Source organism: Streptomyces sp. NPDC027962 (assembly GCF_055566095.1).
In genome coordinates, this window is the sequence record NZ_JBVHTA010000069.1 from 1 (window position 1) to 24,612 (window position 24,612).

Genomic DNA, 24,612 nt, shown 5'->3' on the forward strand with positions numbered 1-24,612 from the left:
TCAAGGCGCGCGTGAACCACCAGATCGTCTCCCAGGCCGTCGTCATCGCCACCGGCGTCACCGAGGACGGCGGCCGTGAGGTCCTGGGCGTCATGATCAGCTACACCACACCAAGGGACACGACCGGTCGTGGAGTCGGCGCGGAGTGCGATGGTGGGATCGGTGGCGCCTCGGCAGACAGCGGGCATAGCATTTTCTCGCCAGGCAACCCGGGGCAGGCAGGCAGCGTCCTCCGGGTGTGATCGAATTCCTCGACCCTTCCATCGCCGACGACGAGGCCGTGAGGCCCGGCCCGCTGTGGCGCCATACCGTATGGGTGCTGGGCATCACCGCTCTCGGTGTGGGCCTGGGCTGGGCCACCGCCCTGTTCCGATTCGGCCCGGCGGAGTACGGCCTGCCCAGCGCCGCAACCGGGCCGGTGTGGCCCTATCTGGCAGCCTGGACCGGCACCGGCCTGGCAGCGGCCACCGTACTGAGGGCCACGGCCGCCCGGGTGCCGGTCTACGCACCGGGCCGGGTCGCCGCGGTACTCATCGCGCTCGGAACCCGGCTATCGCTCGGATGGCAGCCTGAGCCCCTGGTCCTGGGTGCCATGGCCACGGCCGCATTGACGGGGGCGACCATCTGGTCCCTCTTCGCCCTGCGCCCCGGTTCCCAGAGGAAGGCGACATGGCAGCACACCACGGAGGGCGACGTCAGGCCCCACGCGTAGCGCGGCACATCGGCCCGCCGGTAGCCGCCTCTCGCGACGTCGCCGCAGGTCTCCACCGACGCCTTCCGCCGCGGCCCTTCAGCCGACACGGAAAGGAGGCGCGGTCCCTGCCCGACCTCCTCCCACCACGAGCCCGCTGATCGTGGCCCGGTTCACGAAGAGCCAGTGCCGGCCGTGTCCGGTCCGCGCCCCGTCAACGAGGGACTGCAAGATCCCGACAGAGTCAAGATGAGAAGCCGTTGTCGTACCGATCAGCGAGCTTGCATGATCGAACAGGGCTCCTACGCCCATCCCGCCACGCCCGCGGCCTGCCGTAGCCTCTACGAATGCAGGTCATGGAGGGCGGAGGTCAGCTGACGGTAGTGCGTCCCCCGTCGGGCGGGTTCCCGCGGCACAGTCACGACGAGTACGTGATCAGCGTCAACCTCTGCGGCCTGGAGCGGGTCCGGCTGGATCACACCTCGTTCGACGTGAGCCTGGACGAGGTCACCCTCTACAACCCCGGTCAGGTCCAGTCGAGCACCACCCAGATCCCGCCCGACACGTCCTTCGCGGCCGTGAGCTGGTACGTCCCGTCGACGACGGTGGAATCGTCGACTGGCGAGGCCCCGGTCGACTTCGAACGGCCCGTCGTCCGCTCTCCACACCTACGTGGCGAATTCCTCGCCGCCGCCAGAGCCTTGCGCGAGCGAGCGGCGGACGGGCACCTTCCGCCGGCCGAATCCGCCGTCCTGGTCCAGGAGCGGCTGGTGCTCGTGCTGTCGCGGCTGCTCGACCTGGCTGCAGGGCGGCGCACGCGTGCCCCAGAGCCCGCTGACGCCCGAATCGCCGCGGTGCTCGACCGGCTCCGCGCCGACCTGTCCGGCACGCCCCCGCTGGCCGCGCTGGCCGATCAGGCTGGGATGTCGCGGGAGCATCTGATCCGGACGTTCACCCGCGCCACCGGCACCCCGCCCTACGCCTGGCATCTGTCGGCCCGGTTGGCCGAGGCGCGGCGCCGGCTGCGCAAGGGCGAGCCCGTCGCCGATGTCGCGCACGTGCTCGGCTTCGCCGATCAGGCACATTTCCACCGTCACTTCGCCGCAGCCTATGCCATCACACCGGGCAGATACCGTCGGCTGTCCCAGATCAACATCTGACAAGACCGCACGGCCCAACCCGGCCAGAGTGGCTGCCATGACCGAGATCTTCATGGTGGCTCTGTGGTTGGGGCTGGTGTTCAACGCGGCGCCGGGCGCGGTGTTCAGCGAGTCGCTGCGGCGCGGGATCCGTGGCGGGTTCGGCCCGGCCTTCGCGGTTCAGGCCGGCTCGCTGGTGGGCGACGCCGTCTGGGCGGTGCTCGGCCTGGCGGGGGTGGGGGCGTTGTTCGCGGAGCCGGCCTTGCGCGTGCCTCTCACGGTGGCAGGGTGCTTGCTGCTGGCCGGGTTGGGGGTGGCGGGCCTACGCGACGCGCTCGTGCGGAAGGGGCCGGATCCGCTGGCGGAGGCGTACGGCACACGAGACCGCAAGGCCATGGCCGTGGGGGCGGGCATGTCGTTGGCAAACCCCTGGAACGTCGTCTACTGGTCGGGGGCGGCCGGCGGGGTGAGCTCCGTGCTGGGCCAGACCGACGCGGCGGAGCTGAGCGTCTTCTTTGCCGGGTTTATGACCTCCTCAATGCTGTGGTGCCTGATCTCGGCGGGACTCATCGTGGTGCTACGCAGGGCGCTGCCGCCACTGGCCGTGCGTGTGCTCGAGGCCTGCTGCGGTGTCTCGCTCCTGGTCTTCGCGATCCTCCAGCTGGGCCGACTCATGTGACGACATACCGGCCATCGGGACTGATGACTCGGGAGGGGTACCAGCCACGGGCGGCCTACGCTATGTCTGCGTGGAGAGCGGCAACGTCAGGCCCACCTTGACCGGGCGCATGACGATGCTGGTGGAGAACCGCCGCACATGGGCGTTGTCGAAGAAGGTCCGCTGGGTGAACTGCTCGAAGTCCTCCATGTCCCGAGCGGTTACGACCAGTATGAAGTCGTAGGCTCCCGTGACGTAGTAGCACTGCTGGACGTTGTCGTCGGCGTCCATCTGGTAGCGGAAGGCGTCGAGTACGTCCGACCTCTCGCGCTCCATCTCCACCTCGACGATGAATGTCATCGACAATCCGAGCGCCTTGGAATCGAGTATCGCCACTTCGCGCTTGATCACGCCGGTCTCACGGAGCCGCTTGATGCGCCGCTGAACCGCGGCCGTGGACATACCGACTTCGGCAGCGATGGACTCGGCGATCGTGCGGGCGTCCCGTTGCAGGCGCCGGAGAATGGAGTAGTCGAGCTGATCAAGACTGGGTGTGCGCATGGCCGCACGATAGGGCAGGATCACGCGGCTTGCCCGCGGATCCTGCCAACTGTTTGCTGATCAGCCGCACATGGCCCTTCTAGGGTTTTCGCCATGATGAAGAACTGGCTGAACACGGCCCGAGACGCCTACACCCCGGCGGAACGCGAGCTGGTCGGTGTCGATCACGCTGCCTCTGCTCGCGCCTACTTCCACCGCCGTCCGTCCTACTGCCCCACCCCGATGCGTTCGCTGCCCGCTCTGGCCGGCACGGCGGGCGTCGCCTCGATCCAGCTCAAGGACGAGAGCGAACGCATGGGTCTGAGCAGCTTCAAGGCTCTAGGCGGCATATATGCGGTCGCCCGGCTGGTGCGTGCCGAGGCCGAGCAGCTCTACGGCCCGCACGTCACGGAGGAGGAGATCCGTGCCGCTGCCGCGCGCACTCCATTCGTCTGTGCGAGCGCCGGCAACCACGGTCTTTCCGTAACAACGGGAGTACGCGAACTCGGCGGCACCATGGTCGTGTTCCTCGGCGAAGGCGTCCCCGAGCAGTTCGCCCGCGAGCTCCGCTCGCTCGGAGCAGAGGTGCGGCGTAGTGGACGCGACTACGAGCAGAGCATGGCCGCGGCCCGAGAGGCCACCGAGAAGCACGGCTGGCGTCTGGTCTCCGACAGCTCCTGGGAGGGATACACCAGTTTCCCGATCGACGTCATGCGCGGCTACACGGTGCTGTTCGAGGAGATCCTCGACCCTCCCACTCACATATTCGTCCAGGCGGGAGTGGGCGGACTGGCCGGCGCGGCCGCCGCCTATGCTCGGGATCGCTGGGGAGAGCGGCCACGGATCGTGGTCGTCGAACCGCAGGCCGCCCCGTGCCTGCTGGTGAGCGCGCGTGAAGGACGGCCGGTGCGGGTCCAGGGCGGACCGACCGCGCTCGGACGTCTGGACTGCCGCGAGCCGTCCCTGCTTGCCTGGCAGCTGCTGTCCCGCCTGGCGGATGCCTTCGTCACCGTCACCGACGAAGAGGCCGAGGCCGCCGCGCGCCTCCTGGCTGCCGAAGGCGTCCGGGTCTCCGCCTGCGGCGCAGGCGGAGCAGCGGGCCTGCTGACGCTGGAACCCGCTGTGCGCTCCGCGCTCGGCCTGGGAGCAGACTCCCACGTCCTCGTCATCGGCACCGAAGGGGAGTTGTGATGCCCCGACTCGCACGGCTGGTGCGCTACCCGCTGAAGGGCTTCGCCGGCCAGGACCTGAACCGGACGGTGCTCCAGGTCGGCAGCGGCCTGCCCGGCGACAGGTCTCTCGCCCTTGCGGACGGCCGCGTCCCCCTGGCCCCGGAAGGCGGCTGGACCCGCTGCGAGGCGTTCGTCCGGCTGACGACCAACTCCGATCTTCCGCGGTTCCGCGTAGCCGGCGGCGAGAGCGATCTGACTCTGGTCGGGCCGGACGGGGAGGGACTCACGCTCGCGATCGACGATCCAGCGTCCGCCGACACGGTGCTTTCCAGGTGGTTCCCGTCCGTGTCTCCCCGGCTCGTCCGGGCATCCGCCGGCTACTGGGACCACGAGGACGCCCACGTCTCCCTGATCAACCTGGAGACGGTCCGGGCCCTGTCGGCCACCGCGGGTCAATCGCTCGACCCTTTGCGCTTCCGAGGCAACCTCTACCTGCGCGGCATGCCCGCCTGGGAGGAACTCAGCCTGGTCGGACGCCGGATCAGAATCGGCGAGACCGAGCTCGACGTGTTGCGGCCCATCGAGAGGTGCAGGGCGACCTCGGTCAACCCGACCACCGCGGTCGTCGACGTGAATGTACCGCTCCTGCTCGGACGGCAGTTCGGGCACGTGTTCTGCGGCGTCTACGCCAAGGTTGTCAGCGATGGTCCGCTGGCGCTGGGGGACCCGCTGGTCGACCTGGGTGAGAGCCGTGGTGCCAACGACGTGGAGACGGTTCCCGGCCCTGCGGGGTGGCCCCGGCCGGCACAGATCGTGTCCCGCTCCCGGGAGAGCCGCGACGTGGTGAGCCTGTGGTTGCGCGACCCGCTGGCGGACCGGCGCCAAGCACCGCTTCCCGGCCAGCATGTGCGTGTGCACGGCCGTGACGAGACGGGGCCGTTGTGGCGCTCCTACACGGTGTCCGCGGCCGAGGGCGACCGCCTGCGCATCAGTGTCAAGCGGCAGGGCCGTATGTCGGCCCTGCTCCATTCCGCCGCTGATCCCGTACTGATCAGCGGACCCTTCGGCGACATGACCCTGCCCGGGTCCGGAGACGGCCCGCTGCTGCTGGTCAGCGCCGGCATCGGGATCACCCCAATGGTCGCGATGCTCAGGGCGTGCGTCGAACGCGGTGCCTCCCGCCGGGTCACTCTCCTCCACGGCGCCCGTGACGGACACGCTCTGGCGCTGTGGCAGGAGGCCGAGGAACTGGTGCGGCGGCTGCCAAACGGCGTGGCGCGGCTGCTCCTCAGTCGGCCGGAAGCGGGCGACCTCACGGCGTACGGTGCCACGGAAGGAAGGGTTGGCCCCGGTGTCCTCGCGGACGAGGGCCATTTCGCCGCGGCCTACCTGTGCGGTCCCCCCGCCTTCATGCACCAGGCCAAGACGGCACTCGTCGAGGCCGGCGCCGACCCCGGCCTGATCCACTACGAGCTGTTCACCTCCCCCGGCGTGGCTCGCGTGAACGCCGCGAAGGCTCTCACACCCGGCCCCTTCACTGTCCACTTCGCCGCCAGCGGCGTCCGGGCACGCTGGGACCCCGACTCCGGAAGCCTGCTCGACCTGGCCGAGGCGCAGGGACTTCAGCCACGTGCCGCCTGCCGGAGCGGTGCCTGCCGTGCCTGCTTGCAGACCGTGTCCGCCGGCACCATCGCCTACCTGTCGGAACCCCTCGCGGTCACGCCCCGGGGTTCGGTCCTTCTGTGCAGCGCGGTTCCCACCAGCGATCTGACCATTCAGTGCTGAACCAGGCGGTGCCGCCGCCATCGTCCCGTCCCGCGTACGGGGCCGGCCCGTATGAGCCGGCCCCGGCCGACCGTCAGCCGGCCTGGTGCTCCCACCCCCGCGCCATACGGGACAGCTCGTGGAAGCCGTACCGGTTCAGCCGCTCGATCTCCTCGGTGTCGCCCGCGGAGGCGTACGCCAGCAGCCAGTGCTCCGTTAGGTTGTGGGCTGTCCGTGCCGGTGTCGCGGGGTGGGCAGGGGCGGCCGCAGGTGGTGCAGGTACCGGGCCAGCACCTCAGCAGGTCCTGGTGGACATCGAGGACCTGGTAGAGGGTCAGGCGGGTGTGTTCCTTCTCATCGTGAGCACACCACCAGGAGGACTGCCCATCCACCGAGTCTTGACGTGGGGAGGGCCGCACGGGCTGAGTGAGTTGTGAGGCTCACCTGGGCCGTGCGGTCCTGTCGGTCGCAGCCAGGCAGTGGGTCAGTACCCGGGTCGTACTGCCATCGCCCTCTGTGATGTCCCGGACATGCTCGAAACCGATCTTGTCCAGCACAGCCAGTGAAGGCTTGTTCGATACGGCCACGGTGGCGTGCACCTCGGTCAGTCCAAGGGTGTCGAAACCGTAGGTGACGATCGCCTCTGCCAACTCGAGACCCAGGCCCAATCCCCACAGCTCAGGGGACAAGGCATAGACGATCTCGTAGCCCTCGACCACGTCAGTCGGCTTGATCTCAGCATGCCCGACCAGACGTCCGTCCCGACGAACAGCCCAGACGTGGAACAGATCCTCCGCATAGACCTTCGTGAAGATCCGTCCGAACAGGGCCCTGTCGTCCGCTTCGGTAGAAGGGCCGTCACCCAACCATCGAGACACCCTTGTGTCCTGGAACAAGGCGACGAAGCTCTCCTCATCCTCAGGGACGTACTGCTCAAGGAGCAGACGTTCGGTACGCAGAGTCGAAGTCACGAGCGGCGACGCTACCCACGCGACACCCCGGCGGCAAACCACTTTCCTCGGCAGACGCCACCCACCGTCGTCCCCGACAATGGCGGCGGCTTCCCAGACGTGCGAGACGTAGCGGGCGAGGCCGTGTACCTTCTGGCGGCCCTTGGCATGGTGTGCGGCCTCGGCGATGGGGAACAGACCGCTCGACTGTGAAGCCACCGTGTCCTCCTGCACGACTCCGCTGCAGGGACTGTAAATCGTTCGGCTCTGTCCCGTAATCGGTGGTAACGAGGGTGACGGTCACTGCAGGAGGATGCGGTGCCGGAGAAGGTCGAAGCCCGCGCGGCCGTGCATCTGCCTCGTGATCCGTTTGGTGCGGGTGTTGACGCCTTCGGTTCGGCCGTTGTGGTGCGGAAGGGTGAGGCCGCGTCGACGGCTACGCGGTCGAGTTCGGGGCCGTCGGTGAAGGCGTGGAGGTAGAGCAGCTGGGCCGTGCGGACGCTCGCGATCGACGCGGTGAGTTTCTCGTCGTTGCCTGCGCTGGGCGTGAGGAGCTGGGCGAACTCGCTGGTGAGGGAGGCTAGTTGGGTCATCTCAGGGCAGGCTGTGGTGAGCTCGGCGAGGAGGCTTGTGCCCTTGGCCCGGAGGTGGTCGGGGTGGGTGAGCAGGAGGCGCATGCCCGCAGCCCCGACGAGTTCGTGCGTTTGCAGCCGGAACAGCAAGACCGGGTACGTGGATTGGCCCGGTACTTCGAATTCGCATAGGCGAGGGGGCACGGGAGGGGACACCAAGCACACTCCCGAAGGCATCTCGCTGGAGTATCCATCTGCCTCGTGGTCGGGGTCAACGAGCGTCGTGCCGTACCTGTAGACCCGTTCCGGGTCTCTCTTGGGGGTGGTCCTCGCGCTGTCGTACCTGCGCAGAGTTCAGACCGGTTTTCGCACGGCAGGGTCCCGGCAAAGGAGTTCGACCTGGCGCGCAGCGGTTCGGTCAAGCACTGCGACCCCGGCAACTCGACGCCGCCCGGTCCGTCATCGCAGAAACCGCAACCGCGTCCACGTGGTAACCAAAGCGCTCGAGCCACTCGGCGCCTGGGAGGTCGAGCGGATCCGCCGCGAGGGCTCCGACGTGGTCGACGTGGCCGAGACCTCACACCGGTAGGCACCGGTCGAGGCAGAAAGCCACCGGCCGTGTCGTGCGCGAGGCGGAACCGTAGCCGGGCCTGGGTGACAGGAGCTATACCGTGTGGCCATGTCCACGTTCATACAACAACTGCCTGCCCTGATCGGCGTGGTGATCGGTGCCCTCGGCTCGTACCTGGCGATCACCCGGGGCGACGCAGCCCGCTTCCGCCGCGAGCAGGCGGCCCGCTGGGAGGAACGGCGGCTTACGGTCTACGCCGACTACGCCAGGTCGCTGAAGAAGAGTGTCACCCTGGCCTACCGGCTCGCTGCCCACTTCGGCAACGACCCCCATCCGCATCCGATGTCACCCGAGGAGGCGGCGCCTCAGCTTGCCGAGGCCACGGACGCCCGGGATCCGTCCGGAGAGGCGCTGTTGATGCTCGGCAGCCCCGACGTGGTGGAGAAGGCCCGCGAATGGGTCGTCGTGGTGATGGACATGGAAGCGTTCCTGCGCGAACGGACCGCCGACCCGGAGAAGTGGTCGGCCATGCTCGAGCGCCAGCGCACCGCGTGCGAGAGGTATTACGCGGTCGTCCGGCGTGACCTCGCCCTCCCGCCCGGCCATTCCGGGGAGTGGCAGCTCGCGCCCGCACCGGCTTCCTGAACACACCGCCCTGGCGGCCCGGGCTGTTGCAGCAACGCGCCGGGCCCTCCCTGGTGCCCGTGCCTACGCGACTCGTGACACTCGGTCGGGTACACGGCGCGCGGCCTTGCGTGCACCGAGTGGAAGTCAGCGCTCGAGGCTGGTCGACGGCGCTTTCGCAGCAGCAGGGTTGATCGGCATGAGGCCAATGACCGTGCCGCCCGCCGGGCTTGTTCACGACCTCGCCACCACCCACGAGTTCACGATGCAGTTCACCTCGACGCCCCGCGGGGCGAGGCTCGCGCGGCGGCTCGTGTCGCACCGGCTGCACGAGTGGGGGCACCCGTACGACTCGGCCGCCAACGAGACCGTGACGCTGATCGCGGCCGAGCTGGATGCCAACGCCGTGTGTCACGGGCACGTGCCCGGGCGGGACTTCCATCTGCGGCTCGCCGCCACGCCGGTGAGCCTGCGGATCGACGTCACCGACACCCGCACGGAGAAGCGTGGTGGGTATTTACCTGTCGCCGCCGGAGAACGCCCTGGTCCTGGCGGTGGACGAGAAGTCGCAGATACAGGCCCTGGACCGGACCCAGCCCGTGCTGCCGATGGCGCCGACCACGCCGGCGAGGATGACCCACGACTACGTCCGGCACGGCACGACCAGCCTGTTCGCCGCCCTGGACATCGCCTCCGGGGCGGCCATCGCCCAGCATTACCGCCGCCACCGCCACCAGGAGTTCCTCCGCTTCCTGAAGGTCATCGACGCCGCCGTCCATCTCCAGGACGCCTTCAAACTCTCCACCGACCCGCAGTTCATCGCGAAGGTCGTCGACGTCGTCGGCCTGTACCACCATCCGCCCGAGAAGGCGGTGGTGCTGTGCGTGGATGAGAGGAGCCAAATCCAGGCACTGGACCGGTCCCAGCCCGTACTGCCGATGATGCCGGGGATGCCCGAGCGGCGCACCCACGACTACTACCGGCACGGCATCACCAGCCTATTCGCCGCCTTCAACATCGCCGACGGCGTCTGGCCGACGAGCCGCGGCCGGGCCGGCGCAAGCCGGACCTGGTCCTCACGGAGGCTGAGCGCGCGGAGTTGACGCGCTAGGGCGTGTTTCGAAAGTCCCGCCTGGCCCACGACGCCTGGCACGCACACTCGCTGCGTTGTCGGAGTCATCCAGGTACGTCCAGTACGAGGATGATCCTCCGCCTTGCGATTGCACGCACCAGACGCCGCGGACCCCGCCCTGCGGGCGGACGACGCTACTTTCGAAACACGCCCTAGAACGGCCAAAGACGAACCGACCTCCCCTGGGCTACACGGCCCCGTTCTATAAGGCCGACCGGGAGATCGAGATGAGGGCCGCTCACGCACACTTCCAAGCGCGGCTTGACTCGGAGGTCGCCGCCAGCCGTTGGTCCCGGCCTGAGCTCGCCCCGATGGAAGTCTGACGCAACGCACGTGGGGCGGCTCCCCCACACCTCGGGAACCGCCTCACGCCAAGCCGACCCCGTGCCTACACGGCACGGCTCCCCGCTGCAAACCCGACGAAGGCGTGCCACGCTTGCGACCGAACGGTCAACTTCGGAACAGCAGTGTCCTTCGAGTCGCGCACGTGCACCACACCAGGGCAGGCGGCCACCTCGACGCACTCGCCGCCCTCGCCGCTGCTGTAGCTGCTCTTGAACCACGCCAGCTCGGGCGCTGTCGGCACAGACTCTTCGACGTTCATGTTTCTCCAAGCAACTTCTCGATGAGGTCCAGCGATTCGCGCGGTGTCAGCGCCTGGGCCCGGAGGAGACCGTACTGCTCTTCGAGCTCGCGCACAGTCCTCCGGTCCGTGTAGAGACGGCTGTGCTTGTATGCCTCCACGTAGGCGATCCTCCGCGCTTCTCTCGTCTCGATCAAGGTGAACGGTCCAGCCAGTCCGGCGTGATCCTCCCGCCGGGTTGGCATCACCTGAATCGCGACGTTACGCCGCTCCCCATCCAGTAGAAGTTGCTCAAACTGGCCCCGCATCACACCGTCTCCGCCCAAAGGCCGCCTCAGCACTGACTCTTCGACGACGAAGCTGAGGGTCGGCAGCGGCTTCCGTGCGAAGATTTCGTGTCGGGCAAGTCGAAGCGCGACCCGTTCCTCGATCGTCTCATCGGTCAACAGCGGCCTGCGCATCGTGAACACGGCACGCGCGTACTCCTCTGTCTGCAACAGTCCCGGCACTGCCTGGTTCGCGTACACGTGAAGTTCGACGGCCTCCGTCTCCAACTTCGCCGCATCGCGGAAGAACGCCGGGTACTGCGCCCGCGCGACCTCCTCCTTCATCTCCTGCAACACGCCCCGCGCGCCCAGCAGCCCGTCCGCCTGGTCGATGAACTTGGGGCCCGGGATGCGCCGCCCCTGCTCGTAGCTCGCGATCGTCGACGCCGAGTAGCCCGTCATCGCGCCGAACGCCGCCCGGTCGATCTCCGCCCACTCCCGGAACCGCTTCAACTGCCGCCCGAACACGTGCAGGATGCCCGACCCGGCTCCCCGCTCCCCCGCCCCAGACAGGTTGCCGCCGTACCCGTCCCCCTCACCGCCGGCACCCCCGCCACCGTCGTCCGCGTAACCGGCCCCCTGCCCCGATCCCCGCCCCTCCACGTACTCGTCCCCGACACCGAGCCCCTGCTCGTCCTCAATGGTCATCCGAACCACCACCTCCCGCATGCAACGCCGCCGGCTGTCACCCCGTCACGCCTCACCCCGCGTGCAGCCACCCGGCCCCCGCGTACACACGCCCCCGTACCGCCTCACACCCCACCAAGAAGCCCGGCCCGGTCAACGGTACGCACCCCACACCCCAGTTCGCCCGCGAAGCCCCCAAACCACCCCATCGCGCGACACCGAAGCCCGGGCCCCGGCTCTCAAGTGCGTCGTCGGCCGGCTCGTAGCCCGACGTACGAATCCGGGTGACGCCCGCGCCGCCGATGGTCTTGCCGCGCTTCCGTGCACTCTCGTGCCCTTCGAGGGTCTGGCGTACGGCGCTTCCGGGCCCGATTTCGCACCACACGGCCTGCCGGGCGCTCAGAGGGCTGTGTGGCCTCGCGGGTCGGATGGGGCGCTCGGTGCTGGCTGCCGGACCGTGCAGCCTCCGACGACCAAGCGCGGGGCCGTCACGCCGAACAGCCGCAAACAACTCGGTCGCCCGGAGCGCGGCCGTTAATCTCGGGGCCGGACGGTCTCTTTGCAGGTCAGTGTGTAAACGGCCCAACAGGCAAGTGAGGCAGGGCCGGGGCCGTGGCCCGCTCACCGGCACCTGGGTGAATGCCGGGCCCGTGGCCAGTCCGGGTGGGCGTGTCGGGCTGCCATCGGAGGAAGCGGCGCCGCTGATCGTTTCTGCTGTTGACGACAGGGGCGAGACAGGGGAGCTTCATGAGCAGGCTTGGCAGGCTGACTGCGGTATCCGTTCTCACGGCTTTGGCGGTGACCGGTGCTCCCGGTGCAGCATTGGGGGCCCACCCCGGTGTTGCCACGGTCGTTTCGGACCATGGCGCCTTCACGGACCCCGACCCCTGCGAACCCGGCAGCGGCGACTCGGACTGCACTCCGCCGCCTGCCTGCGACACCGCTGGCGGCGGAGTCGAGGCTCCGCCGGCCCCTGGCGAGGGTGGGGGTACCTGCTGCGTGAACGGCGACGGCGGAGGCGGCGGAGTCGACAATACTCCTCCGCCGGCGGGTGAGCCGTTCTGCACGGTGAGCGCCCGTGCCCTGGCGGCCGGCGCGACCCTGACCTTCACCGGCAGGTTCGACGCGGGCGAGCGTGTCACGGCGGAACTGACCCGCGTCCGCGACATGCGGACCGGCCGGGCAGACACCACGGGCACCGGCCGCTCGTGGGACCTGGGCACGTTCCCCGCCGACAGCCAAGGCCACCTGCTCGGCGCAGCCGTGATCCCCGACCGAGCCCCGTCCGGCACTTACGACTTCACCCTCACCGGTAGCGACGACGACACCCCGAGTTACATCGCGCGTCTGATCGTCGTACGCCCCTACTCCACTGACGTCCCCTGAGTGGCAACGCCACTGTCTGCACCGGCCGTCCGGGCACAGCGCGCCATGGGCAGGTGGCTTTATCGAGCAGTAGTGACGTCACTTGTCGATGGGTTTGGGAGGCGCCCCGATCCACGGTCGGGTGATGTTGATGAGTTTGGGAGGCATGGCGGCTCTTGCCAGGGCAGCATCGGGATGCTCTTGGTGAAAGGTGCTGGACATGCCGCAGATGTCGAAGGTCGAGCTGTACGCGGCGATCCGGCGTGACCATCGCGGCGGCATGTCGACGCGGGAGCTTGAGCGCAAGCACGGCGTGACGTGGCGGACCGTGCGCAAGGCACTGGATTCTTCCTGGCCGGAGCCGCGCTGCCTCCACGAGGCACCACGCTGGATCCGTACGAGCCGGTGATCGACGAGATTCTGCGGGCGGATCTGGACGCGCCGCGCAAGCAGCGGGACACAGTCACCCGGATCTTCCACCGGCTGGTCGAGGAGCACGGGGCGGACGTCTCCCACGGGGTGGTGCGCTACTACGTCGCCAGCCGAAAGCCCGAGATCCTTGTCGAGTCGGGCAAAGCTCCCCTGGAGGCGTTCGTCCCGCAGAACCACCTGCCCGGCCATGAGGCGGAGGTCGACTTCGGTGACGTGACCGTGCGGCTGGCCGGCGAGCTGGTGACCTGCTACCTGTTCTCTTTCCGGCTGTCGTATTCGGGCAAGGCTGTCCACCGCGTGTTGCCTCCTGCGGCCAGGAAGCCTTCTTCGAAGGCCACGTCCACGCACTGCGGACCCTGGGCGGGGTTCCACGGACGAAGGTCCGCTACGCCAAGGTCGGCTGACACCTGCCGGCCCCGACTCGACCGCCGCCCTCACGGGCGGCGGTCGAGTCGGGCGGTGGAATCACCTACTCGCCGACGCGGGCCACGAGCAGTGGCTGGAAGAAGCCTGTCTCCTGCGGCATCCGCCAGCCGGGGTCGACAAACCCGGCCTCGGCTGCGAGGGCGGCCAGCCGGTCCTGGCCGAGTGCCCAGTAGGTGGTCCGGCGGACCTGGACGCGCCATTCTCCGCCTGTCGGAAGGAGTTGGAAGTGCTCCAAGTCGTAGTGCTCGCCGTCGTCGTGCCAGTGCCAGAGCTGGAAGGTGACTGTCCGTTCTCCGTTGTCGGCGCAGTCGGCGATCCGGTGGACTTGTGGAGGCGTCGACGTGGGGCGGTCGCGCAGCAGGTCTTCGTAGGGGCGCGTGCTGACCAGCAGCAGGCCAGCGGGACGCGACACGCGGCGCATCTCGGCCAGGGCGGCGTGCACATCCTGTTCTGTCAGCAGGTGAGGCAGCGAGTTGTCGGCGCAGACGACGGTGTCGAACTGTCCATCGGGAAACGGGAGGCGTCGCATGTCGGCGGCGGCCGTGTGCAGGCTCAGGCTCCGGCAGGCGGCCTCACGGGCAGCGCGGGCGGCGGCGCGGGGGCTGAGGTCTGTCCCGGTGACGCGGTGCCCGCGCAGCGCCAGGCCGATGGCCTGCGTGCCGATGCCGCAGGAACAGTCGAGCACCGCCGCGCGATCCTGGCCGATCAGGGCGTCCAGAGCGTCCCCCTGCCGACGGATGCTCGCGTCCCAGTCTGAGTAGATCAGGTGGTAGTCGTCGGCCAGTTCGTCGTAGAAGTGCGCCACTGATGTCTCGGGCATGGCCCGAGATTACCGTGCCTGGTTGCCCGGAGGCGCTGGTCACCCCCGTGATCGGCGCGAACGCTCTCACTGACGACAGTGCCGTCATTTCTCGTGAACATCTGCGAGCGCGCTGATCGCCAACTGCTGCTGAAACTCATCGACAAACGCTGCTGCTGAACATGAACGAAGCCACTTCCACATACCGCAGCACGGGGACTGAGTCATGGTGAACCAGGATGCATACCGCCGCGAGCTGGAATATCTGACCCAGTACGCCGAGGACGACTGGCTGGGATTCTCCGTCATCAGCGGCTCTGTGGGCACCCTCCTCGGGCGCGGCGCGTCGTTCCAGGAGCAGCTGGCGTTGCTCCTGCGGATCGTCGGCGACCTGTATGACGCGGGAGCACGAGCCGGCGATCTGACGGAGTCGACGAAGGACCCCTTTGTGCCCTGGCCATGGGACAAGGCTCAGGTTCTGACGCGCATCAGAGCAGATGTCGAGCAGCATTCCCGCCTGCCCGATTCTGGTGACATCTGCTGGTTCACGGTGCCGTGATGCCGGCATGAGCGAGATGCTCGCGGGCAGCGTCACCCTGTCCCCGGGGCGCAAAGGAGCTGACTGCGCAGGCCGGTCGCGCGGGCGGCCCGTATCCGGTCTTCGGCGCGGGCCCGCAGCCGGTGGCGGAGCTCGAGTTCGGCGACCGGCCGGTCCGGGGTACACCGCACCTCTGTCGGCGGGTTGCTACTGGTCAGAGCGGGGCCGTGCCGCGAATGTATAGGCCGTGACGAACGATCACCGCGGCCATGACCGCCCTGTATCAGGCCACCCGGCACCGCTTCCGGCCACGCGCACTCGGCGAGGCGAATCCGGACCGAAGCACGGCACCCGCTCGTTCGGGTCGTTGCTCTCACGGTCGTCGTATTGCTCCGGCGTGGCGGCTGTTCTCTGACCTCGCTCGCGGGCATCGGCCTCCGCTGGACACGCCGACATCACTCAACCGGACTGTGCTTCTACGGGTTGCCGCAGAATCGTCCTGAGCTTGGCGGGGGCAGTCCGGCGTGGGTCGCTGAGGTAGATCTCGTGGTGCAGCCCCGCCTCCCGCAGGTTGTTGGCGGGTAGGTACTCGTGGTGCAGCCTGGTCAGGATCGGTGTCTCGTCGTCGTAAGGGCCGATGTGGAGGACCTGGGCGCTGGTGCCCTCGTGCAAGGTCGCTGGCCGAACGTTCTCAATGGCCGCAAGGTTCTTCTTGGTCAGGGCGGCGTGCATGGCGTCTTCGATCATGTCGCCAGTGATCCAGTCCGGGACGTTGAGGAGCAGTCTCCATCGCCAGTTGTCCTTGAGCCTGGCCAGGAAGTCGTCCATGTCGTCCGCCCACCACAGTCCCTCAAGTGGGCCCACGACGAAGTCCTTGCCGAGGTCGCCCTTGCTCGCGAACTTGACGGTATAGGCGACCGCGTAGAGCGCCTCGACCGCGCGGCGGTACGCGGCGCTGGTGTTCGGGTCGCCGTGCCCGTCGATGGCGAGGAAGTGGAGCTCGGGGATGTCGACGAGCTCCCAGACGGTGTTCTTGGGCGCGTAGCACTTCTTCAGCTCGCGCTTGACGTCGTATTTGGCGGTCACGCCGGGTACCTTCCTGGTGAGTAATTGCCATGACGGATCAGCGGGGTTGTCCAGACTGCGGTGGCCTCGGGGCGCTCGGCCAGGTGACCCGCGTGCGGCCTTCGGCCGGTCCCGGCGGGACGGGCCGGTCGGCAACCGCATGGACGAGCAGCTGCACCGAGCAGCAGAAGGCCCTCTTCTCTACGGGGCTCGCATGTTTGCCCCATCGCTAGCGCCATGAAAGCCCAGGTCACGACCAACGCCTGAGTTCTCTGCCGAACTCGAACTGGTTCAGTTCGTCCTGCTGAAAGAATTCGGAGCATGTCCGACACGACAGCGGCCTTGCCAGCCGCAACAATCGGGGCCGGGGCCGCAATATACGTGGGCATGTTGCGCAGCGGGCAATGTTGCAGCAAAAGGTCGTACGTCGACATGGCAGTCGCGGACCGGCGGCCACCCAGCGGCCGGTTTCGCCGGGCCGGTCCGCGGCGGCGGCAGCAACTCTTCGGCCAGTGACCTCTGTTCGTCCGTCAGGTCCGCCGGACAGCCCTCCCCGGTGCAGCACCAGAGCATGTAGGCGACTCTTGTGGCCCCGGACCTGCACCGCTTCTGACGCCCGGTCGGGTACACGGTGCACGGCATCGCGTACAGCGCTTGGGCGTCCGAGCGTCCGGGCTGGTCAGCGGGGCTTTCACGGCAGAGGGTTGATCGGCATGAGGCCAATGACCGTGCCGCCCGCAGGGCTTGTAAACGACCCTGCCACCACTCACGAGTTCACGATGCAGTTCACCTCGACGCCCCGCGGAGCGCGGCTGGCGCGGCAGCTCGTATCGCACCGGCTGCACGACTGGGGGCATCCGTACGACTCGGCCGCCAACGAGACCATGACGCTGATCGCCGCCGAACTGGTGGCGAACGCCGTGCGGCACGGGTACGTGCCCGGGCGGAACTTCCATCTGCGGCTCGCCGCCACGCCGGTGAGCCTGCGGATCGATGTCACCGACACGCGCACGGAGAAGCGTCCCGTGCGGGGGACGCGGCCGGATTCGGGGTGGCAGGAGTCGGGGCGCGGGCTCCTGCTCGTCGAAGCGCTCGCCGCCGACTGGGGTGTCTCACCGCGGAGCGCAGGCCCCGGCAAGACGGTGTGGGCGACCGTCGAACTTCCGTAGGGCGCGGTCGGTTCTCGCCTTCGCGTGGGCGGCGTCCACCCGGCCGGACAGCCCGGCCGTCGCCTCGATGAGGTGCCGGCCCCGGGGCGTGAGCCATCGGTGCAGGTCCCGCACGGCGTCGTCGGGGTACGGGTGCAGGGATGGCGGCGCCCCGCGCGTGCGCTCGGGGCCGGTGTGCGGCGGGACACTCCACAGGGGCGCGATGTGCCGGCGCACCTGCGGGTGCAGTCGCTCGTAGGCGGTCACGGCGGAGCGGCGCATCGGCAGGACGGGTACGTACAGCGGCTCGACCATCGCGGCTCCCCCACGGCCATGGCTCGGTATCGCACCTGTTCGCAGGGTGAGGGGAAGACAGTTCGGGGCGAAAGGGCGAGTTTCAGGCCAGTGGCAGTATCCCGTCATCGGGGATACGGGGCGCGTTGTCCGAGGTCGCGTATACGGTTGATCCAGTTCCTCCGCGTGCCGCAGGACCGAGGGGGCACCACGCGGTGCCTTGGGCGCTGTCCGCCGCGCAGCGGCTGCGCCGGGCGACCGACGCCATGCACCGCGTAGGCTCGAGGCCCGATGAGGCCGGCCCGTAGGCCCGAGGTTCCGCGACGCGCGGAAGGAAGGTGACCATGCCCCGCCACGCCCCCGCACGCCCAACCGCACCGCAGTCGGTCGACCGCGCGCTGGAGATCCTCGACGCCGTGGCGGACGCTCCCGGGCCGGTCGGGGCGAAGGCCATGGCCCGGCGGCTGGGATGCTCGCTGTCGACCGTGTACCACCTGCTGGGGCCGCTGACAGCCCGCGGGCACCTGGTCCGGACCGGTGCCGGTTACGCCCCCGGGCCGCGGCTGGCCGCGCTGCACCGGTCGTACCGGAGGCACCTGGGGCTCGGGCCGCAGATCGCCGAGCTGCTGCCCCGGCTGCGGCGGGCCACCGGGGCGGAGGCGTACTTCACGGCCTACCGGGACGGCCGGATCGTCATGATCGACAGCACGGTGCCGGTGACGGACCTGGCCCACCCGTTTCTGCCCGGACCCGAGACCCGGGCGCACGCCACCGCGCACGGCAAGGTGCTGCTCGCCGCACTGCCGAGGGCGGCCCGGCGGCGGTATCTGGCCGAGCACGGCATGGCCCGGTTCACCGACCGCACGATCACGACGGCCGAACGATTCGAGGCGGAGGCCGCGAAGGTGCGGGGGCAGGGTCTCGCGGTGTCGATGGGCGAGGCGGACCCGGAGTTCACCTGCCTGGCGACCACACTGCCGCACCCGCCCGACGGCCCGGACGGCATGGTGCAGGCGTTGTCGGTGTCGCTGCCCACCGCCGACTTCCGGCGGCGGCACGGGGAGATCCGGGCGGCTCTGGCGCGGGCCGCGGCGACCGCCCCGCTCTGACCGGGCGGCCGTTTTCCGGCACCAGGCGGCCGTTTTCCGGCATCGGAGGGTCGTTTTCCGGCAGAGCCGGAATACGGCGTGCCGCGAGTGGTCCGCCGCTGTCGGTGGCGTCACCGTGGACGGCATGATCTTCATCGCCGTCAGGTTCACCGTCCGCCCCGAGTACAGCGACCGCTGGCTCGAGATCGTCGACGACTTCACGCGCGCGACCCGCGCCGAGCCCGGAAACCTCTTCTACGACTGGTCGCGCAGCGTCGACGACCCCCACAGGTTCACCCTCCTAGAGGCCTTCGCCGACGCCGACGCGGGCGCGGCGCATGTGGCCTCCGACCACTTCCGGGCCGGCATGGAGTCGATGGCGACGGCCATCGCCACCACCCCGGAAATCATCAACGTCGAGGTCCCGGGCCAGGGCTGGAACGAGATGGCAGAGCTCAAGCCGGCGCGGTAGGCCGCGGCGTCAGGCGCCGTCGGCCCCGGCCCCGGCCCCGGCCCCGGCCCCGGTGGGATGGTGCCGTGTCGGCCAGAGCAGCGCCTGAGCGACCACGACCCGCTCGCCGTTGAAGGTGACGGCGGGGCCTTCGTGCAGTTCGTAGCCGAGGCCGAGTGCCTCGCTCACCCGCCGGCAGAACGACTCGTCGTCCGGACCGGTCAGTACGCGGTACACGGGCAGCCCGTCGGGTGGTGTGCTCATGGGGAGAAGGATCTCAGTAAAGTTTCCCCTCGCCCAGAGCCTTGGCCGCGGGGTTGGCAGGCGAGCAGGGACTGGCGGGCTGCGCCCGCTCTTCGCCTACGAGGGCCGCGGGATGGACCTGCGGCGAGCGGGGCCTGCGCGGTGGCGGGGGCTGCAGCCGGCGGTAGTGGGTGGCCCTCGATCGGCCGGTCAGCCGGCACGCGGCCGTCGCGCCCAGCCTGCCCTCGACGCCGTCCACTGGTACGACCGGTGTGTTTCCAGCGGCCGGCCGCCGACGCCGGCCGGACCGATGGCCAACCGCTGGTCCGACTCCTTGCATGTGTACTGCTGGATGACTGCGCCGTCCGCCCACGACTCGGCTCGCACTGAACGACGCCGCGGCGGTGTCCGACGGGGACGTGGGAGGCGAGGTACGCGGTACGGCGGCGACGACGGGTGGTGCATGGTGTCTCTGGGGTGAAGGCCGACCCTGCTCCCCGGCCGTCCTGGGGACGTTCTGAGACGTCAACCGCCGAGTGTCGCCTCTTCGGTTGCGTGGATGTGCGGGCGGGCGAGATTGTCCGGCAGCAGGATGCGCTGGAGCTCGTCCGTGGTCAGCAGGCCTTTGTCGAGGACGAGGTCGTGGACGCTGCGGCCTGTGGTGAGGGCTTCCTGGGCGACGGCGGTGGCCTGCTCGTAGCCGATGTGCGGGTTCAGAGCGGTCGCCAGGCCGATGGACTGGGCGACGACGCGGGCGAGGTGCGCGTGGTTGGCGGTGATGCCGCTGACGCAGCGTTCGGCAAGTGTCAGACAGCCGGCCTGCAGGTGCTTCAGGCTCTTCAGCAGGCTGTGGGCGATGACCGGTTCGAAGGCGTTGAGCTGGAGCTGGCCTGCCTCGGCGGCCATGGTCACGGTCATGTCGTTGCCGATGACCTCGAACGCGATCTGGTTGACCACTTCAGGGATGACGGGGTTCACCTTGCCGGGCATGATGCTGGAACCTGCCTGCACGGGGGGCAGGTTGATCTCGGCGAAACCGGCGCGCGGTCCGCATGACAGCAGCCGCAGGTCGTTGCAGGTCTTGGAGAGTTTGACGGCGACCCGCTTCAGCACACCGGACAGTTGGACGAACGCACCGGCGTCCTGAGTGGCTTCGACGAGGTCGTCGGCGACGGTCAGTGGCAGGCCGGTGATGGTCCGCAGATGCCGGGCGGCCAGCGCCGCGTACCGGGGGTGGGCGTTGAGGCCGGTGCCGATCGCCGTGCCGCCGAGGTTGATCTCGCGGATCAGCTCACGGGCCTCGGTGAGGCGCTTGTGGTCCTCGTCCAGCATGATGGCGTATGTCGCGAACTCCTGGCCCAGGGTCATGGGCACCGCGTCCTGCAGCTGCGTGCGACCCATCTTCAGGACGTCCGCGAACTCCTGCGCCTTTGCCGCGAACGCGGCGCGCAGCACGTCCATGGCGTCCAGCAGCCGCTGGGCGGAGAAGTCGAGGGCGATCTTGACGGCGGTCGGGTAGACGTCGTTGGTGCTCTGTCCCGCGTTGACGTCCTCCAGCGGGTGCAGTTGCGCGTACTCGCCCTTGCGGTGGCCGATGAGTTCCAGGGCGCGGTTGGCGACGACCTCGTTGGCGTTCATGTTCGTGGAGGTGCCCGCACCGCCCTGGATCACGTCGACCACGAACTCGCCGTGCAGTTTCCCGGCCCGGATCTCCTCGCAGGCGGTGACGATCGCGTCCGCCTTGCGCCCGTCCAGCAGGCCGAGCTCCCGGTTGGCGAGAGCCGCGGCCTGCTTGACGCCGGCGAGGGCCGTGATCAGGTCCGGGTAGGCCGAGATCGGGGTGTGGGTGATGGGGAAGTTCTCCACGGCCCGCAGGGTGTGGATGCCGTAGTAGGCGCCGGCAGGGACGTCCCTGTCGCCGAGCAGATCATGCTCGCTGCGGAACTCGGGGTGGGCGTGGTCGTGCGTGGCCATGGAGGTACGGACTCTCCTGTCGGGTGTGTGCGTGAAGGGGTGAGTGGGGAGCGGCTGAGGGGGCTTTGGGGTGCCGCGACGGAGGTCCGGCGGGCTGGGGCCTTCTGCCGGATCAGGACCGTGCCCGGACCAGCTCGGCGGCCGGTTCGCCGTCGGCGGGCACGGCCTCGCCGAGCGTGCGCCGCAGCACCCGCTCCCGTTCCCGCCGGTCGGTGGCGGCGAGCAGCGCGGTGAGCACGGCGATCCGGGCCTGGCCGGCGCGCAGTGTTCCCGTCGGCACGGCGCCCGCGGCCACAAGGTCGACGGCGCCGCCGTGGGTGTAGATCTCGGTGACCGGTCCGGCCTGGACACGGGTGGTCAGGGCGACCAGCACGCCGCGGGCGGAGGCGGAGGCGACGGCCTCGGCGATCTCCGGGGTCGCGTTTCCCGCGCCGGTGGCCACGAGGACGATTCCCTGGGCCCCGGCGTCAACGGCCGCCTCCAGCAGCAGTGGGTCGGCATCCGCATGGTGCATCACCATGTCGACGCGGGGCGGAGTGCCTGCCATGGCCGGCAACGCGAGCGCGGCGGGGCGCCGCGGATCCCGCTGCACGAAGACGCGTCCGAAGCCGACGTGCCCGATACGGGCACCGGACGGGTCACCGAAGGCGTCGGGGGCGAGCGTCTGCGTCTTGACGGTGCCGCGAGCCGGGTACACCTTGCCGTCGAAGACGACCACAACGCCGAGACCGCGCGTGGTGGCGGCAGTCAGCAGCGCGTCGTGGAGGTTGCGCGGCCCGTCGCCGTCGGCTGCGTCGAGCGGAAGCTGTGCTCCTGTGAAGACGACCGTACGGGGGTCACCGTGGTGGAGGTCGACCAGGAACGCGGACTCCTCCAGGGTGTCGGTTCCGTGGGTGACGACGATTCCGTCCACGCCGGGGTCGGCGAGAACCTCGTGGACCGTACGCAGCAGGGTGAGCTGATGGGCGGTGGTCAGACGGGGGCTGTTCACGCTGAACAGGTCGACGACCTCGATCGTGACGCCTTCCGGTACCGCGGCGGTGGCCATGACCTCCCGGCCGTGCGCGTCGGCGGCGAAGCCGGAGCCCTGCCAGCGGCTGGCTATCGTCCCACCGGTGCTGATGACGACGATTCGTCCCACAGTGCCCACTCCTCGTCCCTGCCGCGGCAAGGCGGCGAATCCAACGGGGCACGCGGCCCGGCGTCACTCTTGGCTCCGACCGGACTGCGCCCCATGGCTGATCCGGGCGACCGGAGCGGTCGAACGCAATGATAGAAGCTACGGCGCGCAATAGGATCGCCACTTCAGCCCTGCCTTGGCGCCTGCCTGGTGGATAATTGCGCAATGGACAAGATCGACAGGGCAATCTTGCGCGAGCTCCAGAACGATGGGCGGCTGAGCAACCAGGAATTGGCGCAGCGGGTGGGCCTGACCCCCTCGCCGTGCATGCGCCGCGTCCGGCAGCTGGAGCAGGACGGGGTCATCCAGGGCTATCGGGCGGTCATCGATCGGGAGGCGGTCGGCCGGAGCTTCGAAGTACTCGTCTCCATCGAGGTCAAGCGCGACCGTGAGGTGGTCGAGGCGTTCGAGGCCGCCCTCCACGACATCCCCGACGTCATTGAGGCCTATCGGCTCTTCGGCAGCCCGGGATGCCTGCTGCGCATCGCGGTGGCCGATCTGCGCGCCTACGAGCAACTGTGGATCGAGAAACTGACCGTGCTGTCCGGCGTCATCGAGGTCAACTCGCAGATCATCATGAAGCGGATCAAGGAGCCGCGTGGCCTGCCGGTGGACGGCTGACGCCTCTGCCGGTGGCATGTCGGGTCAGCCGGCCCGCCGAAAGGGGCGGGCCGCACCATCGACATGAGACGAGCCGGCCGGTCTTCTGTGGTGTTGCCGCGGGGCGCTGAACCTCAACGATGACCTCCGTGCCCGCCACGGATCGGTCGTCGGCGCCCCGCGGCGAGTGGCGTCTGCCGGCCGGCCGCCACTGCTCCTCCCCTGTCTGGCCGATGTCGGCCGGGCGCGCACCGAGCTTCAGAAGGCGTTCGAGCTCGGCGTCCTGGTCGCGGTCAGTGGCGTTGACATCGATGTGCAGCCGGGACATCCCCGGCTCCGGCTCGTCCCTGCGAATGAGGATGATCGTCGGCTGCGGACCACCGAACCCTTCGCGCGGCCCGATCTCCAGCGTGCCGTCGTCCTCGCGATCGAGCACGACGAAGTCAAGGACCTCGCACCAGAATCGCGCCAGCACCTCAGGGTCAGGGGCCTGCCGATCAATAACTCGTCGATCTTGGTGGGGATTACGGGAGGGTGGGGTCGTGCCCGGCGATCGCGGCGAGTTGTTGTGCCGTGGTCACGGCGAGGGCGCCGGCCGGGACCTTGTACCCGTCCGGCCGGCTGACCACCAACCTACGCGCCCGCTGTCTGGACACCAGCAGCCTGGACGTCTTTGCAATGGAGCCGGTGACCGCGCCCTGGCCCGGGGTGGAACCAGCCGACGTCGACCGCACCCGCTTCCGCGACACCATCACGACACACAAGACACCGGCGAAGACTGCAGCCCGACTTCACATGACAGCAGAACACGTGCGGCTCTTCGCCGATCTGAGCGGCATAACCGCCCCAGAGCGACAGCTGCCACAACGCGCCAGAGGGCGCCTCATCCCGCGCAAGGGCGATCTGTCCCCCGAACGCCTCCGGCACCTTACCTCGACCAGGGGCAGTCCTATCTTCGGACCGCAGAGCACATCGGCTGCAGCAACACCGTAATCGTCAACGCCCTGATCCATGCCGGCCTCCTCGAGCCAGTCTCCGACCGTCCCGTAATGGTCACTCGACGCTGGCTTGCTCAGCGGTGCACCGTCAAGAACAGTCCCGACCTGGATGGACTTCAACCGTCCCCTCCCGGCGACGCTTGCCTCGCTGCCCCAGCCTCTGGCGCCCGACCTCCATCGGGTCCTGGTATTGGGGAGCGGCCTGGACAAGCTCCGGCTCATCCGTGCCCTGCCCGGCATGCCGAGTCTGGCGGCGGCCGAAGGAACCCTCGGCACCCAGGGCATCAGACACAAACTCATAAGGATGGAGCGCATGCTCGGATTCATGATCATCGAACGCACCCGGCCGCTGACAACAGCAGGGCGCGACCAGATCTTTCTCGCCCGTGCTGCTCCTCTTCGAGAGGGCTTCGATGCCGTGGTCGCCAGCCACAGTCTCCAGCACAACTGCAGCGCGTTGATGACAACACGTTGAAGCGGCAGATGTGCGGCCGCACGACAGGACAGCAACCCCACCGGCCGTGATCGCGGACATGACGGCATTGACGCAGCGAATCAAGCAGCAAAGTCTCAGCCTCGATCCACCGCGTGATCTCTGATCACGCGATGTGATTGTTTTTGGGGTGGGTTTTCGGTTTCGGGCAGGGCGGGTTTCCGGTTGG

25 protein-coding genes and 5 pseudogenes are annotated in these 24,612 nt (G+C 69.0%); 16 read left to right on the forward strand and 14 right to left on the reverse strand.

What is annotated here, in order from left to right; all coding sequences use genetic code 11:
* From ACZ4SA_RS35590 to ACZ4SA_RS35605, 4 genes and pseudogenes are all read left to right on the forward strand, one after another.
* A pseudogene (locus ACZ4SA_RS35590) lies at positions 1-89 on the forward strand (transposase); the annotation flags it as partial.
* A gap of 149 nt (positions 90-238) precedes the next feature.
* Complete coding sequence (locus tag ACZ4SA_RS35595) at positions 239-712, forward strand: hypothetical protein (protein ID WP_468282530.1); 474 nt, start codon at positions 239-241, stop codon at positions 710-712.
* Positions 713-1,038: 326 nt separating this feature from the next.
* On the forward strand, positions 1,039-1,851 hold the full coding sequence (locus ACZ4SA_RS35600) for a helix-turn-helix domain-containing protein (protein WP_468282533.1): 813 nt from the start codon (positions 1,039-1,041) through the stop codon (positions 1,849-1,851).
* Positions 1,852-1,888: 37 nt separating this feature from the next.
* Entirely contained in the window at positions 1,889-2,509 is a 621-nt protein-coding gene (locus tag ACZ4SA_RS35605) for a LysE family transporter (RefSeq protein ID WP_468282536.1), read from the forward strand.
* A 60-nt stretch (positions 2,510-2,569) separates the two neighbouring features.
* Here ACZ4SA_RS35605 and ACZ4SA_RS35610 read toward each other — a convergent pair whose 3' ends face one another.
* Positions 2,570-3,049: an Lrp/AsnC family transcriptional regulator gene (locus ACZ4SA_RS35610; RefSeq protein WP_468282539.1), complete on the reverse strand. Its 480-nt coding sequence runs from the start codon at positions 3,047-3,049 to the stop codon at positions 2,570-2,572.
* Positions 3,050-3,142: 93 nt separating this feature from the next.
* Here ACZ4SA_RS35610 and ACZ4SA_RS35615 point away from each other — a divergent pair, with 93 nt between their 5' ends.
* Together ACZ4SA_RS35615 and ACZ4SA_RS35620 are read left to right on the forward strand one after the other, a co-directional pair.
* Positions 3,143-4,219 carry a diaminopropionate ammonia-lyase gene (locus tag ACZ4SA_RS35615; RefSeq protein WP_468282542.1) on the forward strand — a complete coding sequence of 359 codons (1,077 nt, stop codon included), beginning with the start codon at positions 3,143-3,145 and terminating at the stop codon, positions 4,217-4,219.
* Positions 4,219-5,985 (forward strand): MOSC domain-containing protein, encoded by a 1,767-nt coding sequence (locus ACZ4SA_RS35620; RefSeq protein ID WP_468282545.1) that lies wholly within the window; start codon positions 4,219-4,221, stop codon positions 5,983-5,985. Before ACZ4SA_RS35615 ends, ACZ4SA_RS35620 begins: the two co-directional genes overlap by 1 nt.
* Before the next feature lie 419 nt (positions 5,986-6,404).
* Here ACZ4SA_RS35620 and ACZ4SA_RS35625 read toward each other — a convergent pair whose 3' ends face one another.
* Together ACZ4SA_RS35625 and ACZ4SA_RS35630 are read right to left on the reverse strand one after the other, a co-directional pair.
* Positions 6,405-6,935: a GNAT family N-acetyltransferase gene (locus ACZ4SA_RS35625; protein ID WP_468282600.1), complete on the reverse strand. Its 531-nt coding sequence runs from the start codon at positions 6,933-6,935 to the stop codon at positions 6,405-6,407.
* A gap of 279 nt (positions 6,936-7,214) precedes the next feature.
* A pseudogene (locus ACZ4SA_RS35630) lies at positions 7,215-7,588 on the reverse strand (transposase); the annotation flags it as partial.
* A gap of 577 nt (positions 7,589-8,165) precedes the next feature.
* Between ACZ4SA_RS35630 and ACZ4SA_RS35635 the strand changes: the two are divergent.
* From ACZ4SA_RS35635 to ACZ4SA_RS35645, 3 genes and pseudogenes are all read left to right on the forward strand, one after another.
* The gene (locus tag ACZ4SA_RS35635; protein ID WP_468282548.1) at positions 8,166-8,702 is read left to right on the forward strand and encodes a hypothetical protein; all 537 of its coding nucleotides are present in this window, start codon (positions 8,166-8,168) and stop codon (positions 8,700-8,702) included.
* Between the two features lie 479 nt (positions 8,703-9,181).
* Positions 9,182-9,457 (forward strand): annotated as a pseudogene (locus tag ACZ4SA_RS35640) (IS630 family transposase); the annotation flags it as partial.
* 6 nt (positions 9,458-9,463) lie between these two features.
* Positions 9,464-9,709: pseudogene (locus ACZ4SA_RS35645) on the forward strand (IS630 family transposase); the annotation flags it as partial.
* 492 nt (positions 9,710-10,201) lie between these two features.
* On the opposite strand, the gene ACZ4SA_RS35650 reads toward ACZ4SA_RS35645, so the two are convergent.
* Both ACZ4SA_RS35650 and ACZ4SA_RS35655 read right to left on the reverse strand, forming a co-directional pair.
* Positions 10,202-10,417, reverse strand: a complete 216-nt coding sequence (locus tag ACZ4SA_RS35650) for a DUF397 domain-containing protein (RefSeq protein WP_468282551.1) — start codon at positions 10,415-10,417, stop codon at positions 10,202-10,204.
* A complete protein-coding gene (locus ACZ4SA_RS35655) occupies positions 10,414-11,370 on the reverse strand; it encodes a helix-turn-helix domain-containing protein (RefSeq protein ID WP_468282554.1) in 957 nt (318 codons plus the stop codon). The genes ACZ4SA_RS35650 and ACZ4SA_RS35655 overlap by 4 nt, the downstream gene beginning before the upstream one ends.
* Before the next feature lie 1,047 nt (positions 11,371-12,417).
* Between ACZ4SA_RS35655 and ACZ4SA_RS35660 the strand changes: the two genes are divergently transcribed.
* Complete coding sequence (locus ACZ4SA_RS35660) at positions 12,418-12,735, forward strand: hypothetical protein (RefSeq protein ID WP_468282557.1); 318 nt, start codon at positions 12,418-12,420, stop codon at positions 12,733-12,735.
* A gap of 78 nt (positions 12,736-12,813) precedes the next feature.
* Here the strand turns inward: ACZ4SA_RS35660 and ACZ4SA_RS35665 are convergent, their stop codons facing one another.
* Together ACZ4SA_RS35665 and ACZ4SA_RS35670 are read right to left on the reverse strand one after the other, a co-directional pair.
* The gene (locus ACZ4SA_RS35665; RefSeq protein ID WP_468282560.1) at positions 12,814-13,440 is read right to left on the reverse strand and encodes a hypothetical protein; all 627 of its coding nucleotides are present in this window, start codon (positions 13,438-13,440) and stop codon (positions 12,814-12,816) included.
* A 175-nt stretch (positions 13,441-13,615) separates the two neighbouring features.
* Positions 13,616-14,392 (reverse strand): class I SAM-dependent methyltransferase, encoded by a 777-nt coding sequence (locus tag ACZ4SA_RS35670; RefSeq protein ID WP_468282563.1) that lies wholly within the window; start codon positions 14,390-14,392, stop codon positions 13,616-13,618.
* A gap of 205 nt (positions 14,393-14,597) precedes the next feature.
* On the opposite strand from ACZ4SA_RS35670, the gene ACZ4SA_RS35675 reads away from it, so the two are divergent.
* Positions 14,598-14,930: a hypothetical protein gene (locus tag ACZ4SA_RS35675; protein ID WP_468282566.1), complete on the forward strand. Its 333-nt coding sequence runs from the start codon at positions 14,598-14,600 to the stop codon at positions 14,928-14,930.
* A gap of 438 nt (positions 14,931-15,368) precedes the next feature.
* Here the strand turns inward: ACZ4SA_RS35675 and ACZ4SA_RS35680 are convergent, their stop codons facing one another.
* The gene (locus ACZ4SA_RS35680; RefSeq protein WP_468282569.1) at positions 15,369-15,995 is read right to left on the reverse strand and encodes a GyrI-like domain-containing protein; all 627 of its coding nucleotides are present in this window, start codon (positions 15,993-15,995) and stop codon (positions 15,369-15,371) included.
* 692 nt (positions 15,996-16,687) lie between these two features.
* Between ACZ4SA_RS35680 and ACZ4SA_RS35685 the strand changes: the two genes are divergently transcribed.
* Complete coding sequence (locus ACZ4SA_RS35685; RefSeq protein WP_468282573.1) at positions 16,688-17,143, forward strand: ATP-binding protein; 456 nt, start codon at positions 16,688-16,690, stop codon at positions 17,141-17,143.
* Here ACZ4SA_RS35685 and ACZ4SA_RS35690 read toward each other — a convergent pair.
* Positions 17,087-17,437 carry a beta family protein gene (locus ACZ4SA_RS35690; protein ID WP_468282576.1) on the reverse strand — a complete coding sequence of 117 codons (351 nt, stop codon included), beginning with the start codon at positions 17,435-17,437 and terminating at the stop codon, positions 17,087-17,089. The genes ACZ4SA_RS35685 and ACZ4SA_RS35690 overlap by 57 nt on opposite strands.
* Positions 17,438-17,760: 323 nt before the next feature.
* Here ACZ4SA_RS35690 and ACZ4SA_RS35695 point away from each other — a divergent pair, with 323 nt between their 5' ends.
* Both ACZ4SA_RS35695 and ACZ4SA_RS35700 read left to right on the forward strand, forming a co-directional pair.
* Positions 17,761-18,525 (forward strand): IclR family transcriptional regulator, encoded by a 765-nt coding sequence (locus ACZ4SA_RS35695; protein WP_468282579.1) that lies wholly within the window; start codon positions 17,761-17,763, stop codon positions 18,523-18,525.
* Positions 18,526-18,649: 124 nt separating this feature from the next.
* Positions 18,650-18,976 (forward strand): putative quinol monooxygenase, encoded by a 327-nt coding sequence (locus tag ACZ4SA_RS35700; protein ID WP_468282582.1) that lies wholly within the window; start codon positions 18,650-18,652, stop codon positions 18,974-18,976.
* A 9-nt stretch (positions 18,977-18,985) separates the two neighbouring features.
* Here the strand turns inward: ACZ4SA_RS35700 and ACZ4SA_RS35705 are convergent, their stop codons facing one another.
* From ACZ4SA_RS35705 to ACZ4SA_RS35715, 3 genes are all read right to left on the reverse strand, one after another.
* Positions 18,986-19,219, reverse strand: coding sequence for a DUF1737 domain-containing protein (locus ACZ4SA_RS35705; RefSeq protein WP_468282585.1), 234 nt, complete (start codon positions 19,217-19,219; stop codon positions 18,986-18,988).
* 504 nt (positions 19,220-19,723) lie between these two features.
* Entirely contained in the window at positions 19,724-21,172 is a 1,449-nt protein-coding gene (aspA, locus tag ACZ4SA_RS35710; RefSeq protein ID WP_468282588.1) for an aspartate ammonia-lyase, read from the reverse strand.
* Positions 21,173-21,284: 112 nt separating this feature from the next.
* Entirely contained in the window at positions 21,285-22,313 is a 1,029-nt protein-coding gene (locus ACZ4SA_RS35715; RefSeq protein WP_468282591.1) for an asparaginase, read from the reverse strand.
* Positions 22,314-22,517: 204 nt separating this feature from the next.
* Here ACZ4SA_RS35715 and ACZ4SA_RS35720 point away from each other — a divergent pair, with 204 nt between their 5' ends.
* Entirely contained in the window at positions 22,518-22,973 is a 456-nt protein-coding gene (locus ACZ4SA_RS35720; RefSeq protein WP_468282594.1) for an Lrp/AsnC family transcriptional regulator, read from the forward strand.
* 187 nt (positions 22,974-23,160) lie between these two features.
* On the opposite strand, the pseudogene ACZ4SA_RS35725 reads toward ACZ4SA_RS35720, so the two are convergent.
* Positions 23,161-23,477: pseudogene (locus ACZ4SA_RS35725) on the reverse strand (VOC family protein); the annotation flags it as partial.
* The gene (locus ACZ4SA_RS35730; protein WP_468282603.1) at positions 23,477-23,707 is read right to left on the reverse strand and encodes a hypothetical protein; all 231 of its coding nucleotides are present in this window, start codon (positions 23,705-23,707) and stop codon (positions 23,477-23,479) included. The gene ACZ4SA_RS35730 and the pseudogene ACZ4SA_RS35725, both read right to left, overlap by 1 nt.
* Positions 23,708-24,059: 352 nt before the next feature.
* Between ACZ4SA_RS35730 and ACZ4SA_RS35735 the strand changes: the two genes are divergently transcribed.
* Entirely contained in the window at positions 24,060-24,425 is a 366-nt protein-coding gene (locus ACZ4SA_RS35735; RefSeq protein ID WP_468282597.1) for a hypothetical protein, read from the forward strand.
* Positions 24,426-24,612 lie beyond the last annotated feature (187 nt).